Raw genomic sequence first — 15,413 nt, 5'->3', positions numbered from 1 at the left:
TCGGAAGTCGGCAAGATCACCAAGTCGACCCCCATGGGATCACTCGACGCGCCGTTCAACCCGGTGTCCCTCGCGCTGGGCGCCGAGGCCTCCTTCGTCGCCCGCACCATCGACTCCGACCGCAAACACCTCACCGAAACCCTGCGCGCCGCCGCCGACCACCCCGGCACCGCCCTCATCGAGATCTACCAGAACTGCAACATCTTCAACGACGACGCCTTCGAGATCCTCAAGGACAACGAGCAGGCCCAGGAAGCGGTGATCCGCCTGGAGCACGGTCAGCCGATCCGCTTCGGCGCCGACCTGCACAAGGGCGTCGTCCGCGACCCCGCCACCGGCGATCTCCAGGTGGTCGAGGTCACCCCCGACAACGAAGCGCGGATCCTCGTCCACGACGCCCACGCGGCCTCCCCCACCACCGCCTTCGCCCTCTCCCGCCTCGCCGACCCCGACACCCTGTACCAGACCCCGATCGGCGTCCTGCGCAGCGTGCACCGGCCGGTGTACGACACGCTGATGGCCGACCAGCTGGACCGGGCCATCGAGCAGCGCGGCAAGGGCGAGCTCGGTTCCCTGCTCGCGGGCAACGACACCTGGACCGTGGCGGGCTAGTCCAGGCCGCACCTCAGTAGCACCCCGCAGCACTCCAGGATCCCCGGTGGTAAACCGGGGATCCGGTTTGTTATTGTCCTCTCGTCCGAGCATCTGGGGGGAGGACACATGGGCGTACGGCTGTACTCCGTCGTGAGTGACGGTCGCGCGGGGCGCGTGTTCGGCCACACCGTGGTGACCTCCGCCGTGGACGAACCGCTCTGCCTCCCCGGCCGCCGCTGTCCGGGACCACGCTCGATGACCGGCCGGATCGACGGCCTCGACAGGTGTGCCACCGTCGAGGGCGCGTCAGGGAACGGCACCCGCATCGACGTACATCTCCCTCTGCGCCGACAGTAGTCGGCACAGACTCACGTCCCCACCGTCCTTACGGAGCACCTCCATGCCCCAGCAATGCCCGTTCGCCATCGACGCCGCCGGCACCGACATCCACGGCGAGATCGCCCGCATCCGCGAGCACGGCCCGGTCGCCCGGATCGAGCTGCCCGGCGGCGTCGCCGCCTGGTCGGTGACCAGCGCCGACGCCGCCAAGAGCCTGATGACCGACCCGCGCGTCTCCAAGGACGCCGAGCGGCACTGGCCCGCCTGGATCAACGGCGAGATCCCCCGGACCTGGCCGCTCGCCATCTGGATATCGGTCCGCAGCATGATCACCGCGTACGGCGAGGAGCACAGCAGGCTGCGCAAGCTGACGTCGAGGGCGTTCACCGCGCGCCAGACCGCCGCGCTGCGCCCGACGATCGAGCGGATCGTCGCCGACCTCCTCGACAAGCTCGCGGACACCCCGCAGGGCCAGCCGGTCGATCTGCGCAAGGCGTTCGCGAGCCCGCTGCCCGTCCAGGTGATCTGCGAGCTCTTCGGCGTCCCGGAGAGCGCCCGCGACCGGCTCTGCCGCCTCATCGACATCACCTTCCTCACCGAGGTGACCGCCGAGGAGGCCGAGGCCACCGGGCGCGAGCTGTACGTGGCGCTGAACGAGTTCATCGCCTTCAAGCGCGCCAACCCCGGCAACGACATGACCAGCGATCTGATCGCCACCCGCGACGAGAGCGACGGCAGCGGTCTGACCGAGGTCGAGCTCGTGGACACCCTGCTGCTGATGATCTCGGCCGGGTTCGAGACCGTGGTCAATCTGATCGACCAGGCCGCGTACGCGCTGCTCACCCACCCCGAGGAGCTGGCGCGGGTGCGGCGCGGCGAGGTCGCCTGGGAGGACGTGGTCGAGGAGACCCTGCGCTGGGAGCCGCCGGCCGCCCATGTGCCGCTGCGGTACGCCGTGGAGGACATCGAGATCGGCGGCGTGGTGATCCCCCAGGGCGACCCGATCCTGGTCGCGCTGGCCGGGCCCGGCCGCGACCCCGAGGTGCACGGCGAGGACGCCGACCGCTTCGACCCGTCGCGCCCGCTGCGCCGCGAGCACCTGGCGTTCGGGCACGGCGTCCACTTCTGCCTGGGCGCGCCGCTGGCCCGTCTGGAGGCGACGGCGGCGCTGTCGGCCCTCTTCGAGCGCTTCCCGAACGTGGCCCTCGCCGCCCCGGGCGAACAGCTCGCCCAGCTCCCGTCGTTCATCTCCAACGGCCACCGTGAGCTGCCGCTCCTGCTGAACGGCTGACGTACGTAAGGAAGCAAAAGACGCAGGGGCCTTGCCGGACACTTCCGGCAAGGCCCCTTACGTATACGTACGTAGGACGTGTACGAACTCGCGCGGGACGCGGGTCAGGCGAAGGCCGCCGCGTTGGCGCGGGCCCACTCGGCGTAGCAGCGCGCGGGGCGGCCCGTCAGCTCCTGGACGGTGGGCGACACCCCGGCCTTCGCCCCGGCCCGCTGGCGCTCGGCGCTGTGCAGCAGCGCCTCGGCCACCGGCTGCGGATAGCGCGCGAGCAGCGCGGCACGCGCGCGTTCGGGGCCCAGCTCCTCGAACCGCAGCGGCCGGCCCAGGGCGTCGCCGAGGAGCGCGGTCTGCTCGGCGGCGGTGACGGCCGCCGGGCCCGAGAGCGCGTACGCGCGGCCCTCGTGGGCGCCCGGCTCGGTGAGTGCCAGCGCCGCCACCTCGGCGATGTCGCGCGGGTCGACGGTCGCGTTGGGCGCGTCCCCGTACAGCGCGCGCACCACCCCGTCCTCGCGCACCGAGCGCGCCCAGGACAGGGTGTTGGTCATGAACGCGCGGGGCCGCAGCAGGGTCCAGGCGAGCCCGGACTCCCGTACGGCGCTCTCGTTCTCGCGCTGGCGGGCGGTGACGAGGTCGTCGGCGGCCAGGTCGGTGACGGCCAGCGCGGAGAGCTTGACCAGATGGCGCACCCCGGCCGCGCGGGCCGCCTCCACGAACCGGACGTCGTCGGGTTCGCCGATGCTGCCGGTGACCAGGAACGCCGCCCGTACGCCCTTGAGGGCGCGGTCGAGGCTGTCGCGGTCGGCGTACTCGCCGGCGACCACCTCGACGGCCGGTCCCGCGACCGCCACCCGTTCCGGCCGTCTGGCCAGGACGCGCAGCGGGTGGGTGGCCGCGAGCAGTCGGGCGACCTCGCCCCCCACGGTTCCGGTCGCCCCGGTCACCAGAATCATCGTCGTCCTCTTCTTCCCCCCTGCCGCACCGGTCAGTCGGCGCGCGGCGCCGACAGTGTGGCGAGGAAGACCAGGCTGTCGTCCTGGTGGCCGGTGACCTGCACACTGGTCATGCCGGGGCGCCGGGGCGCCGCGTCGGTGACCTGTATCCAGCACGGGCTGTCGAACTCCGCGTACCGGTGGAACGCTATGTCACCCGCGACCGGGACGAACGGCGTGGGTCCCAGGGCCGCGGTGGCCGCCTGCCGGGCAGCCTCCAGGAGGAGCATGCCGGGCACGTGGTCGTTGGGGCGCTGGAAGAGCGTGGGGTGCGTGGTGTCCGCCCGCAGCCGCCAGACGCGCTCCTGCGGGCAGGGCGCCAGCACCACGTCGGCGGCGCGGTTGCGGCCCGCCAGGTCGGCGGGGACGGGCAGCGGGAGGTGACCGCTGACGCCCGGGGAGATCCGGTCGCCGCGCAGCCGCCGGTAGACGCCGGGGCTGAGCACCCGGGCCTGGCCGGAGCCGGTGGCCACCAGGCGGCCCAGGCGGCGCAGCACCCAGTGGACCTTGAGCCGCGACAGATTGCCGCCGCGCCACTCGAGACGGGAGAACTCCAGCTCCACGTCGATGAGCGCCGGCTGGCCGCCGACGTCCAACTGGCTCTCGTTGCCGGTGTACTCGATGTCGGTCAGCATGAAGTGCCAGTCGAGCGGCACTCCGTAGCTCGCGTGCACTATCAGCATCGCCGACTGGCGCATCGTCTCGACGACGAGCATCGGGTCGTGCAGATCGCCCGCGACGGGTTCGAAGAAGACGTGGTCGTGCGGCCACTGCGCGGTGACCGCGAAGGTGTGTTCGTCACGCCGGCGCCAGCCGCGTGGAAAGGCGTCGGACGGCCTGGCCCGGTGGACCAGTTCCGGTGAGACGGGGTGCGATTGCGTCATATTGGTGGGCCCGGCACCGGTTATGGGTATGGCGCTGGTCAATACTGCTTGTGTTTTGGACATGGCTCCCCCCGAGGCATGTACGAAGAACATAGTCCTGCGTCCCACTGTTAAGATACAAACCAGACGGTTTTTTTCAATAGCGGGGCTGGGACGGTCCCGGAGTTCACGGCGTCGACATCGCGGCGCAACAGAAGGAGGCAGCGTGGCGAAGCAGGATCGTGCGATCCGTACCAGGAGGGCGATCCTGGAGGCCGCAGCCATCGTCTTCGAGAAGCAGGGGTTCCAGGCCGCCACGATCACGGACATCCTGAAGATGGCCGGGGTCACCAAGGGCGCGCTCTACTTCCACTTCCAGTCGAAGGAAGCACTCGCGCACGGCGTCCTGAACGAGCAGGGCTCCGGCCCCGCGCTGCCGCCGCAGCCCGTCAAGCTCCAGGAGCTGATCGACTCCGGCTCGGTGCTCGCGCACCGGCTCCGCACCGACCACCTGGTCCGGGCCAGCATCCGGCTGACCCTCGACCAGCAGGCGACCGGGCTCGACCGCAGCGGCCCGTTCCGGCACTGGAGCGAGGTGAACGTCGAGGTGCTGACCCTGGCGCAGCAGCGCGGCGAGCTGATGCCCAACGTGGTCATCTCCGACACCGCCGAGCTGTACGTGGGCGCCTTCGCCGGGCTCCAGATGATGTCCCAGACGCTCAGCGACTACCAGGACCTCTCGCACCGCCACCTGGTCCTCCAGCGCCATGTGATGTCCAGCATCGCGGTGCCCTCGGTACTCGCCGCCCTGGACTTCTCCGAGGACCGCGGCGCGCGGCTCGCCGCCGAGATGGATCTGGCGGCGGCCGACGCCGAGTGCGAGGTGGCCGCGGTCTGACGACCCGGCCGCCCCGCGCCGGCGCGGGAGTTACTCGCCGGCGCCGTCCTGCCGGGGGATGTCGAGGTTGGGGACGGCCCCGCCGAAGCGGCGGTCGCGCTGCGCGTACTCCAGGCAGGCCCGCCACAGGTCGCGCCGGTCGAAGTCCGGCCACAGCACGTCCTGGAAGACCATCTCGGCGTAAGCGCTCTGCCAGAGAAGGTAGTTGGAGGTGCGCTGCTCGCCGCTGGGCCGCAGGAACAGGTCCACGTCCGGCATGTCGGGGTAGTACAGGTACTTGGCGAAGGTCTTCTCGCCGACCTTCGAGGGGTCGAGGCGGCCCGCCTTCACGTCCTCGGCGAGCGCCTTAGCGGCGTCGGCGATCTCGGCCCGGCCGCCGTAGTTCATGCAGAAGTACAGCGTCAGCCGGTCGTTGTCCTTCGTCTGCTCCTGGGCGACCTGGAGCTCCTTGGCCACCGAGCGCCACAGCTTGGGCATACGGCCCACCCAGCGCACCCGGATGCCCAGCTCGTCGAGCTGGTCGCGGGTCTTGCGGATGAAGTCGCGGTTGAAGTTCATCAGGAAGCGCACCTCGTCGGGCGAGCGCTTCCAGTTCTCGGTGGAGAACGCGTACAGCGAGATGGAGCCCACGCCCATCTCGATGGCGCCCTGGAGCACGTCGAGGACGCGCTCGGCGCCGACCTTGTGGCCCTCGGTGCGCGGCAGCCCGCGCTCCTTCGCCCAGCGTCCGTTGCCGTCCATGACGACCGCCACGTGCTTGGGGACCAGCTCGCCGGGGATCTTCGGCGGGCGCGCCCCCGAGGGGTGCGGCTCGGGGGTCGTGTACTCGCGCCGGGACCGGCCGCCCAGGATTCCGCGTCGTGCCATGTGGAGCTCTTCTCCCTCAGTTCTTCTCTACGTACCGCAGTGAGCGCAGGCCGCGCTCCAGATGCCAGTGCAGATAGGCAGACACGAGGCCGCTGCCCTCGCGCACGTGCCTCGGCTCGCTCGCGTCCGCCGTCGCCCAGTCCCCCGTGAGCAGCGCGCTGAGCAGTCCGACCGCCTCCGCAGAGGGTACGACGCTGCCGGGCACCCGGCAGTCGGCGCAGACCACACCGCCGCTCGCGATCGAGAAGAACCGGTTGGGCCCGTGGATGCCGCACTTCGCGCAGTCCTCGAAGCTGGGCGCGTAGCCGTTGACGGCGAGCGAGCGCAGCAGAAAGGCGTCGAGGATCAGATGGGGGGCGTGCTCGCCGCGCGCGAGCGTGCGCAGGGCGCCCACGAGCAGCAGGTACTGCTGCACGGCGGGCTCGCCCTCGTGGTCGGTGAACCGTTCCGCCGTCTCCAGCATCGCGGTGCCCGCGGTGTACCGGGCGTAGTCCGTGACGATCGCGCCACCGTACGGAGCGATCGTCTCACTCTGGGTGCACAACGGCAGGCCGCGCCCGACCAGTTCGCTGCCGCGCGCGAAGAACTGCACGTCCACGTGCGAGAAGGGCTCAAGACGGGCCCCGAACTTGGACTTGGTGCGGCGCACCCCGCGGGCGACGGCGCGCACCCGCCCGTGCCCGCGGGTCAGAAGCGTGATGATCCGGTCGGCCTCACCGAGCTTCTGGGTCCGCAGCACGATGCCGTCGTCCCGGAACAGACTCATGGAGCCATTGTTTCACCGCTGGGAGCGGCCCCGGTCAGGACGGGGTGCTTCAGGACGGGGTGCGGGCCGCCGCGAGGAGCCGGGCCACGTCGTCCGTGCACAGCTGGAGCGCGCCGCCCACCGTGGTGAGGACCTCGCGCTCGGCCGGGCTGTACGGGCCGTCGGCCAGCGCGATGCGGGCGCCCTGGAGCAGGATCGACTCCCGGCCGGCCGGGGCGAGGTGCGGGGCCAGCGGCTCCAGGGACTCGTGCAGCTCGATGGCGAGGGCGGCGCCGCACGGGTCGGCCTCGGTGTCGGTGAGGAACCGCCCGGTGTCGGCGGCGAGCGCCTCGATCAGGGTGATCAGCTGCTCCTCGGTGCAGTCGTCGTAGCCTGCGGCGCGGACCGTGGCGGCCGCGGTCGCGGTGACCGTGCGGGAGGAGGTGCCGCCCGCGGCGAGGACGGCGAGGGCGACGGTGTGGACGGCGTCGCGCAGCATCGCCGAGAAGCGGGTGGTGGTGGGGTGGTCGAGGACGTCCGTCCCGAAGTGGGTCTCGCAGGCCGCGCACTCCACCACGGGCCCGGCGGCCCCGCGCGACAGCAGCGGGACGCCGAGCACGGCCAGGCGCCGACGGCCGGTGCGGCGGCGGAAGTTGCGGTCGCCCCCGCACTCCGGGCAGAAGAACTCGCCGTCCCCGACGGTGGTCCAGGACGTACGGGTCGTCCAGATTCGTTCGAGAATGCCCACGGCGCGAGGCTTCGTCCCGTTCTGTCCTCGGCCTTGCACCACCGCGCACCTCCGTAACGGACCGGCAACATTGCCGCGTTGACGTGATGTTAGCCACATCGACGAGGGGACGTCAGCACCCCGTTGGAAGGAGTGGCGCAAAGACGGCGCCCCACCGGCCGCCAGGGGCAGGTGGGGCGCGGTGCGGCGCCGGATCGGCTACTGGCGGGCCGAGCGGTTGACGGCGGAGATGACCGCCTTCAGCGAGGCGCGCGTGGTGTTGGCGTCGATGCCGATCCCCCACAGGACCTGCCCGTCGATGGCGCACTCGATGTACGAGGCGGCCTGCGCGGACGCGCCCTCGCTCATCGTGTGCTCCTGGTAGTCCAGCAGGCGGGCGTCCACGCCGATGGCGGCCAGCGCCTCGAAGAAGGCCGAGATCGGACCGTTTCCGGTGCCGGTCAGGACCGTGTCGGCGCCGTCCACGACCGCCTCGACGGTCAGCGTGTCCCGGCCGTCGGTGTCGGTCGTGGTCTGGCCGGACCGCAGCTGGATACGGCCCCACTGGTTGGCCGGATTCGGCAGGTACTCGTCCTGGAAGACCGACCAGATCTGGCCGGGCGTGACCTCGCCGCCCTCGGCGTCGGTCTTCGCCTGGATGATCCGGGAGAACTCGATCTGCATCCGGCGCGGCAGGTCCAGCTTGTGGTCGTTCTTCAGGACGTACGCGATGCCGCCCTTGCCGGACTGCGAGTTGACCCGGATGACGGCCTCGTAGGAGCGGCCGACGTCCTTCGGGTCGATCGGCAGGTACGGGACGGCCCACTCGATGTCGTCGACGGTGACGCCCTTGGCGGCCGCGTCGGCCTCCATCGCGTCGAAGCCCTTCTTGATGGCGTCCTGGTGGGAGCCGGAGAAGGCGGTGTAGACCAGGTCGCCCGCGTAGGGGTGGCGCGGGTGGACCTCCATCTGGTTGCAGTACTCGCTGGTGCGGCGGATCTCGTCGATCTGCGAGAAGTCGATCTGCGGGTCGACGCCCTGGCTGAACAGGTTCATGCCCAGGGTGACCAGGTCGACGTTGCCGGTGCGCTCGCCCTGGCCGAACAGGCAGCCCTCGATGCGGTCGGCTCCGGCCATGATCGCCAGTTCGGCCGCCGCCACCGCCGTACCGCGGTCGTTGTGCGGGTGCACGGACAGGCAGACGAACGCGCGGCGGGTCAGGTTGCGGCTCATCCACTCGAACCGGTCCGCGTGCGTGGACGGCGTCGAACGCTCCACCGTGGCGGGCAGGTTGAGGATGATCTCGCGGCCCTCCTCGGGCTGCCAGACGTCGCAGACCGCCTCGCAGACCTCCAGGGCGAAGTCCAGCTCGGTGTCGGTGAAGATCTCCGGGCTGTACTGGTAGCCGAAGGTGGTCTCCGGGCCCAGGATCTTCTCCGCGTACTCCATCACCAGCCGGGTGCCGTCCACCGCGATCTGCTTGATGTCGTCCTTGGAGCCGCGGAAGACGACCCGGCGGAAGGTCGGGGCGGTGGCGTTGTACAGGTGCACGGTGGCGCGGTGGGCGCCGCGCAGGGACTCCACGGTCCGCTCGATCAGGTCCTCGCGGGCCTGGGTCAGTACGGAGATGGTGACGTCGTCCGGGATCGCGCCCTCTTCGATGATCGACCGTACGAAGTTGAAGTCGGTCTCGCCGGAGGAGGGGAAGCCGACCTCGATCTCCTTGTAGCCCATGCGCACCAGCAGGTCGAACATCTCGCGCTTGCGGGCGGGCGACATCGGGTCGATCAGCGCCTGGTTGCCGTCGCGCAGATCGGTGGACAGCCAGCGCGGCGCCTTGGTGATGCGCCGCTCGGGCCAGGTGCGGTCGGGGATGTCCACGGCCTCGTACGAGCCGTACTTGTGGATCGGCATCCCGGAGGGGCGCTGGGTGTGGGTCGCGTTGGTGACGGGCGTCGGGCGACCGACAGACACGGAGTTCTCAGACATTTGCGTAGGGCTCCTCGGGTCCTTCGATTAGGACGGCCGACTGAGTCGAAGCAGCACCAGATCCCGCGGGGAGGGGGTCGGCCTACGACTACAGGCCCTCGCCGCGGCAGCTAAGGAGAAGCAGCCCGAAACGCATGATGTGCCGCAGCCTAGCCGAGGGGCGCCGAAAGCGCCGGTCCCGTTTCAGTATGCGATACGTGACGGAAGGGACCAGGGGCCAAAGTCCCGACGCCTACCGGCCCCGGTGGCTTGGAACCAATCATGGTGGCGAGTAGTGACAGCCTCATGACCCAGTGCCACATTGTCGCGACATGAACGCGCATACGCCCGTCTTCTGCACCATCGTGCCACCTCACGTCCTCGACAAACTGGTCACCGCCGAGGACCCCGCGCTGTCCGCCATCGCGCGCAAGACGCTCGTCGCGGACGCCGCCCAGCGCACCGCCCGCCGGCTCACCACGGTGCTCGGCGCGCCCTCGTTCGCCCCGCCCGCCGCGGCCGTCGAGGGACAGCCGCACCGCACCATCTACGACTGCCGGCACGGCACCGCGCTGCCCGGCCGCAAGGTCCGCGGCGAGGGCGACAAGCCGGCCAAGGACGCCACCGTCAACCGTGCCTACGCCGGGCTCGGCGCGACCTTCGAGCTCTACCTCAAGGCGTACGGCCGCAACTCCATCGACGGCTCCGGCATGCCGCTCGACGCGTCCGTGCACTTCGACGCCGACTACAACAACGCCTTCTGGAACGGCGAGCAGATGGTGTTCGGCGACGGCGACGGCCGGATCTTCCTGGACTTCACGATCCCGGTCGACGTGATCGGGCACGAGCTGACCCACGGCGTCACCCAGCACACGGCGAACCTGACGTACTTCGGCCAGCCGGGCGCGCTCAACGAGTCGATGTCGGACGTCTTCGGCTCGCTGATCAAGCAGTACACGCTGGACCAGGACGCCCACCAGGCCGACTGGCTGATCGGCCAGGGCCTGCTCGCCCCCGCCGTGACCGGCACGGCGCTGCGCTCGATGAAGGCGCCCGGCACGGCGTACGACGACGACGTGCTCGGCAAGGACCCGCAGCCCGCGACGATGGACCACTACATCACCACCGGCCGCGACAACGGCGGCGTCCATCTGAACTCGGGCATCCCCAACCACGCCTTCTACCTGGTCGCCGAGGCGCTCGGCGGCAAGGCCTGGGAGCGGGCCGGGCAGATCTGGTACGACGTGCTGACCGGCGGCGAGCTGGGCAAGCAGGCCCTGTTCGCGGACTTCGCCCGGCTGACCGTGGCGGCGGCGCGCGCCCGTTACGGGGAGGGGGCGGAGCTCCAGTCCGTCCTGAAGGCCTGGTCCCAGGTCGGCGTGCCGACCGGCTGACGCGGGGGCGGTGCGCTGCTACACAGGGAGCATGCGCATCCAGGTGACCCGCACAGGAGGATTCGCCGGCATCGAGCGCCGGGCCGAGGTCGACACCTCGGGCCGGGCCGACGCGGCGGAGTGGCAGGCCCTGGCCGAGGCGGCCCTCGCCGACGGCCAGGGCGAGCCGTCCCTCGGCGTACCGGACGGCTTCCACTACGAGATCACGGTCGACGGCACCACGGTCCACTGCGCGGACCCCCGGCTGTCCCCGGCCCAGCGGACGCTGGTGTCACGGGTGCTGAAAGAGGGTGCGTAGCGGGGGGTCGTCTTGCTTTCATGCAGAGCATGACGACGACCTCTGACGCTGAACTCGCCCTGCTGGAACGCTACTACGACGCGGCGCCGCGCACTTCGGCCCGCGCGGAGGACTTCGGTCCGCTGACGCTGTTCGTACGGGAGGGCGCGGGCTGGCCGTTCTACGCCCGGCCCACGCTCGGCCACGCCGGGCCGGTGTCGGTCGCGGACGTGGACAAGGTGCGGGCGCGCCAGCGGGAGCTGGGGACACCGGAGGCGTTCGAGTGGGTGGACGAGGTGTCGCCCGGGCTGCGGGCGGCGGTCGAGTCCTCGGGCCTCTCGGTCCACGCCCATCCGCTGATGGTGCTGGCCCCGGACGCGCCCGCGCCCCGGCCGCACCCGCAGGTCCGCGTCCTGGACGCGGACGACCCGCTGCTCCACGCGGCCCTGGTGGTGCCGCACCTGGCGTTCGCGGCGCCCGGTACGGCTGTGGGCTCGGTGGGTCCCGCCGAGCTGGCCGCCGAGGTCACGGCCCGGGCGGGCGACGGGCGGGCGACGCAGGTCGCGGAGCGGATCCGTGCCGGTGCGACGGCGGTCGCGGCGGCCGTCCTCGACGGCCTCCCGCTCTGCTCCGGCATGCACAACCCGGTGGGCCCGGTGACGGAGATCGTGGGCGTCGGCACGGTGCCGGCGGCGCGGCGCCGGGGTCTGGGCGAGGCGGTCACGTCCGCCCTGGTCACGGATGCGCGAGCCCGTGGCGCGTCGACGGTGTTCCTGTCGGCCGGGGACGATGCGGTGGCGCGGATCTATGGACGACTGGGGTTCGTACGAGTGGGAACGGCCCTGATAGCCGAGGCGTGAGCCTTCCCCACCCCACCCCTTCCCGAAAGCCCTCTGGCGGGCGGCCGGGTTCGTCGGCTGCGGGCCGGTGGGGGCTGGTCGCGCAGTTCCCCGCGCCCCTAGGTAGTCAGGGGCGCGGGGAACTGCGCGAGCAACCCACCACGGTCCGCAGACGAAGAGCTCCCTCGGAGAGTTTCGGGAAGGGGTGGGGTGGGGGCTCAGAACCCCAGCTTGCGCAGCTGCTTCGGGTCTCGTTGCCAGTCCTTCGCGACCTTCACGTGAAGGTCGAGGAACACCGGGGTCCCCAGCAGCGCCTCGATGTGCTTGCGCGACTTCATCCCGACCTCCTTGAGCCGCTTCCCCTTGGGACCGATGATGATCCCCTTCTGGCTCGGCCGCTCGATGTACACGTTCGCGTGGATGTCGAGCAGCGGCCGGTCCGCCGGACGGTCCTCGCGCGGCAGCATCTCCTCCACCACCACCGCGATGGAGTGCGGAAGCTCGTCCCGTACACCCTCCAGCGCCGCCTCGCGGATCAGCTCGGCCACCATGACCTGCTCGGGCTCGTCCGTGAGGTCGCCCTCGGGGTAGAGCGCCGGGCCCTCGGGCAGCAGCGGGACCAGGAGGTCCGCCACCAGCTGGACCTGCTGGTCGCCGACCGCCGAGACCGGCACGATCTGCGCCCACTCGAAGCCCAGCTCGTCCCCGAGCCGCTGCACGGCGAGCAGCTGCTCGGCCAGCGCCTTGGAGTCGACCAGGTCCGTCTTGGTCACGATCGCGATCTTCGGGGTCTTCTTGATCCCCGCGAGCTCCTTGGCGATGAACTTGTCGCCGGGCCCGAGCTTCTGGTCCGCCGGCAGGCAGAACCCGATCACGTCGACCTCGGCCCAGGTCGTCCGCACCACGTCGTTCAGCCGCTCGCCGAGCAGCGTGCGCGGCTTGTGCAGGCCCGGCGTGTCGACCAGGATCAGCTGGGCGTCGGGGCGGTGCACGATGCCGCGGACGGTGTGCCGCGTCGTCTGCGGACGGTTGGAGGTGATCGCCACCTTCTGTCCGACCAGAGCGTTCGTGAGGGTGGACTTGCCCGCGTTGGGGCGGCCGACGAAGCAGGCGAAGCCGGCCCGGTGGGGGGCGTTGTTCTCAACAGTACGAGCGCTCATGCCGCCCATTCTCCCCGATCCGAACGGCCCCGCTGTACGCGCGGCCCCCGCACTCAGCCGCGCCGCCCCCGGACCCGCCGCAGCCGCCACCCCGCGACCCCCGCCGCCAGGGCCGCCACCAGCGCGGCGAGACCCAGCCAGGGCAGGGCGAGGAAGGACGCGCCGCCCGACCCGGTGACGCCCTTGGCGCTCGCCGTGAGCCGTACGTCGCCCCGGTCCAGCTGCGGCGAGCCCGCCCACGGCGCGGTGAGGCGGACCTTCTGGCCGGGCAGCAGCTCGGCCGGGACGTTCGTCAGCCCGCGGCTCAGGAGCGTACGGCCGAACAGGCCCGTCGCCTTCAGCCTGACCTTCGGGTCGAGCGTGACGTTGCCCCGGTTGTGGAGGGTGTAGGAGATGACCGTCCGGCTCTTGCCCGTGCCGGGCACCAGCGGGCGGTGCTGGGCTAGCGAGACGTCCTCGACCGCGAGCGCGGGCACGGTCGGGCCGGTGACGCGCAGATAGACCCGCGCCCCCACCGCCTGCTGCACCCCCATCGCCAGCTCCCCCTGCCCGGCCGCGACCTTCTCGTCCAGGGCGACCAGCGCGCCGGGGTGGTCGCCGGGCTCCGCGTCGGCCGGGACGGTCACGGTGAACGGCACAGTGACCGAGGCGTGCGCCGGGACGGTGACCGCCGTCCGGTCGGGCCTGGTCCAGGCGCCCACGCCGTGCTGCGGCTCGCGCAGGGTCCGCACGGCGAACCCGCCGTCGCGCTCGGTGTTGTACGCGTCGGCCCCGTACAGCCGGAAGGCCATCGGGGCGGCCGTCTTGTTGGTGACGGTGACCTTGTCGGTGAGGGTGGTGCCGGGGTCGGCGGAGAGGTAGAAGTACGGGCGCCGGTCGGCGGCGGCGGAGGCCGGGTAGACGGCCCAGTTGCCGTTGTCGGCGGCGCGCGCGGGCGTACCGAGGAGCAGGACGGCCGCGGCGAGGAGGAGGACGTACAGCTTGCGCACGGTGCGGAACCCCCGGGGACGGGTGGGCCGGCCGGGTGCGCGCCCGGCCCACGGGTGGATCAGGCCAGCGTGAGCGTCAGCACGCCGGAGTACGCGCCGGGGGCGGTGTACGCCGGAACGTCCAGCGAGACCCGGGCGTCGACGGTGAACTCACCGCCGGTGAGGGCCGCGTTGGGCGTGGTCGCGAGGGTCGCGCCCGCGCTGCCCACGGTGCCCGCCGAGCCCGCCGCGCAGGTCGACGGGGAACCGGCCTTGGTGGCACAGGCCGGGGTCCAGCCGAGCTTCGCGGCGTCGATCTTCGCCCCGCCGGGGCCGGTGAAGTCGGTGACCTTGCCGGTCAGGGACCAGCCCGCGGGGCCGCCGCGGAAGTCCTGGACCGTCACCGTCTGGAGCGAGCCCTTGGAGGCGCCGCCCTTGCCGAAGTCGACGGCGTCCATGGAGACGGCGTCACCGGCCTGGGCCATGGAGAGCGTGCCCGCCTTGACCGAGGAGTTGAGCTTCTGGCTGTTCGGCGGGGCCGGGGTGTCGTCGACGACGCTGTACGCCGCCGGGCCCGCGCCCTTGTCGTCGCTCCAGGTGGCTCCCTCGTAGGCGACGATGCCGCTGGTCGCCTTGTCGTTGACCGTCAGGGCGGTGGAGAACGCGCCCTGCGCGTCCGCCGTCACGGTCTTCTTGTCGGCGGTCTCGGCGGACCCGGCCCGGCCGACGACCGTCACGGTCGCGCCCGCGGTGAACTTCGACCCGGCGACGGTGACGCTGGCGCCGGGCTTGCCGGAGGCCGTGCCCAGCTGGACGGCCCGCTGGTTGGTCTGGCCGCCGCCGGTCGCGGTGACCGTCTCGGAGACGGGCGCGGGCGGGTTGGAGACCGTGCAGGGGGTGTCCAGCTCCATGATGTAGCTGGTGTGGATGTTGTAGTCGCCGGGCGACAGGGTGATCGCGCCGGGTGCGGTGACGGTGAACGTACCGGTCATGGAGAACGGCGGGAACGCGCCCTTCCCCGGCACCGGGTCGTTCTTCTTGGGTCCGACGACCGTGACGGCGCCGGTCTGCGCGCCGCCGACGGTGACCTTTCCGGTGGGGGTCATGATGTCGGCGGGCAGCGCCAGATCCACCGGGTTGCCCGCGGCGGGCTTGGTGACGGTGTACGTGACGGTGACCGTGTCGCCGACCTTGGGCGTGGCGTTGTCGACGGTGACCTGGGCGGTCGTGGTGCCGTCGATCGCCGGGATGCCCGCGATGGGCGGCGGTACGCAGTGCGTGGCGAAGTCGACGGGCGTCGCGGCCAGGGCCTGCGCGGGCGCGACGAGCGCGCCGGTTCCGGCCATGAGCGCCGCGGCTCCCAGTACCGCGGCCCAGTGGCGCCGTCTTCGTGCTGAAGGCATGACTGCCCCCCTCTGCGGTTGTGGCGCAGCAGCGGCTCGGCTGCGCCGGCAGGGAGCCATTGACCTGGGGGCGCGATTAGAAGTCAATGGG

The 15,413-nt window shown here is 71.6% G+C and carries 15 protein-coding genes and 1 pseudogene; 7 read left to right on the top strand and 9 right to left on the bottom strand.

Annotated elements, in window-relative coordinates; genetic code table 11:
• From IE252_RS29810 to IE252_RS29800, 3 genes and pseudogenes are all read left to right on the top strand, one after another.
• A pseudogene (locus IE252_RS29810) lies at positions 1-612 on the top strand (2-oxoacid:ferredoxin oxidoreductase subunit beta); the annotation flags it as partial.
• Positions 613-720: 108 nt separating this feature from the next.
• Complete coding sequence (locus IE252_RS29805; RefSeq protein WP_190092528.1) at positions 721-951, top strand: hypothetical protein; 231 nt, start codon at positions 721-723, stop codon at positions 949-951.
• A 43-nt stretch (positions 952-994) separates the two neighbouring features.
• Positions 995-2,224, top strand: a complete 1,230-nt coding sequence (locus IE252_RS29800; protein WP_190092527.1) for a cytochrome P450 family protein — start codon at positions 995-997, stop codon at positions 2,222-2,224.
• A 104-nt stretch (positions 2,225-2,328) separates the two neighbouring features.
• Here the strand turns inward: IE252_RS29800 and IE252_RS29795 are convergent, their stop codons facing one another.
• Complete coding sequence (locus IE252_RS29795) at positions 2,329-3,174, bottom strand: SDR family oxidoreductase (RefSeq protein ID WP_190092526.1); 846 nt, start codon at positions 3,172-3,174, stop codon at positions 2,329-2,331.
• Between the two features lie 32 nt (positions 3,175-3,206).
• Positions 3,207-4,097 (bottom strand): ScbA/BarX family gamma-butyrolactone biosynthesis protein, encoded by an 891-nt coding sequence (locus IE252_RS29790; protein WP_190092525.1) that lies wholly within the window; start codon positions 4,095-4,097, stop codon positions 3,207-3,209.
• A 205-nt stretch (positions 4,098-4,302) separates the two neighbouring features.
• Here IE252_RS29790 and IE252_RS29785 point away from each other — a divergent pair, with 205 nt between their 5' ends.
• The gene (locus tag IE252_RS29785) at positions 4,303-4,974 is read left to right on the top strand and encodes a ScbR family autoregulator-binding transcription factor (RefSeq protein ID WP_190092524.1); all 672 of its coding nucleotides are present in this window, start codon (positions 4,303-4,305) and stop codon (positions 4,972-4,974) included.
• 30 nt (positions 4,975-5,004) lie between these two features.
• On the opposite strand, the gene IE252_RS29780 is transcribed toward IE252_RS29785, so the two are convergent.
• From IE252_RS29780 to leuA, 4 genes are all read right to left on the bottom strand, one after another.
• A complete protein-coding gene (locus IE252_RS29780; RefSeq protein ID WP_190092523.1) occupies positions 5,005-5,841 on the bottom strand; it encodes an isoprenyl transferase in 837 nt (278 codons plus the stop codon).
• 16 nt (positions 5,842-5,857) lie between these two features.
• Entirely contained in the window at positions 5,858-6,607 is a 750-nt protein-coding gene (gene recO, locus IE252_RS29775) for a DNA repair protein RecO (RefSeq protein WP_190092522.1), read from the bottom strand.
• Between the two features lie 49 nt (positions 6,608-6,656).
• Positions 6,657-7,376, bottom strand: a complete 720-nt coding sequence (locus IE252_RS29770; RefSeq protein WP_229848858.1) for a TerB family tellurite resistance protein — start codon at positions 7,374-7,376, stop codon at positions 6,657-6,659.
• A 156-nt stretch (positions 7,377-7,532) separates the two neighbouring features.
• A complete protein-coding gene (gene leuA, locus IE252_RS29765) occupies positions 7,533-9,302 on the bottom strand; it encodes a 2-isopropylmalate synthase (protein ID WP_190092520.1) in 1,770 nt (589 codons plus the stop codon).
• A gap of 311 nt (positions 9,303-9,613) precedes the next feature.
• On the opposite strand from leuA, the gene IE252_RS29760 reads away from it, so the two are divergent.
• From IE252_RS29760 to IE252_RS29750, 3 genes are read left to right on the top strand one after another with little or no spacing between them, the layout of a single operon-like run.
• A complete protein-coding gene (locus tag IE252_RS29760; protein WP_190092519.1) occupies positions 9,614-10,675 on the top strand; it encodes a M4 family metallopeptidase in 1,062 nt (353 codons plus the stop codon).
• Between the two features lie 31 nt (positions 10,676-10,706).
• Positions 10,707-10,973: a protealysin inhibitor emfourin gene (locus IE252_RS29755; RefSeq protein ID WP_190092518.1), complete on the top strand. Its 267-nt coding sequence runs from the start codon at positions 10,707-10,709 to the stop codon at positions 10,971-10,973.
• Between the two features lie 29 nt (positions 10,974-11,002).
• Complete coding sequence (locus IE252_RS29750; protein ID WP_190092517.1) at positions 11,003-11,812, top strand: GNAT family N-acetyltransferase; 810 nt, start codon at positions 11,003-11,005, stop codon at positions 11,810-11,812.
• A gap of 197 nt (positions 11,813-12,009) precedes the next feature.
• On the opposite strand, the gene era is transcribed toward IE252_RS29750, so the two are convergent.
• From era to IE252_RS29735, 3 genes are read right to left on the bottom strand one after another with little or no spacing between them, the layout of a single operon-like run.
• Entirely contained in the window at positions 12,010-12,951 is a 942-nt protein-coding gene (era, locus tag IE252_RS29745) for a GTPase Era (protein ID WP_190092516.1), read from the bottom strand.
• Between the two features lie 53 nt (positions 12,952-13,004).
• On the bottom strand, positions 13,005-13,940 hold the full coding sequence (locus IE252_RS29740) for a WxL protein peptidoglycan domain-containing protein (RefSeq protein ID WP_190092515.1): 936 nt from the start codon (positions 13,938-13,940) through the stop codon (positions 13,005-13,007).
• 59 nt (positions 13,941-13,999) lie between these two features.
• Positions 14,000-15,322 carry a WxL domain-containing protein gene (locus IE252_RS29735; RefSeq protein ID WP_190092514.1) on the bottom strand — a complete coding sequence of 441 codons (1,323 nt, stop codon included), beginning with the start codon at positions 15,320-15,322 and terminating at the stop codon, positions 14,000-14,002.
• Positions 15,323-15,413: the final 91 nt, after the last annotated feature.

The organism is Streptomyces melanogenes, from assembly GCF_014649795.1.
Taxonomy (GTDB): domain Bacteria; phylum Actinomycetota; class Actinomycetes; order Streptomycetales; family Streptomycetaceae; genus Streptomyces; species Streptomyces noboritoensis.
The sequence above is the reverse complement of the archived record's forward strand: the minus strand, read 5'-3'. Positions and strand labels throughout refer to the sequence as shown.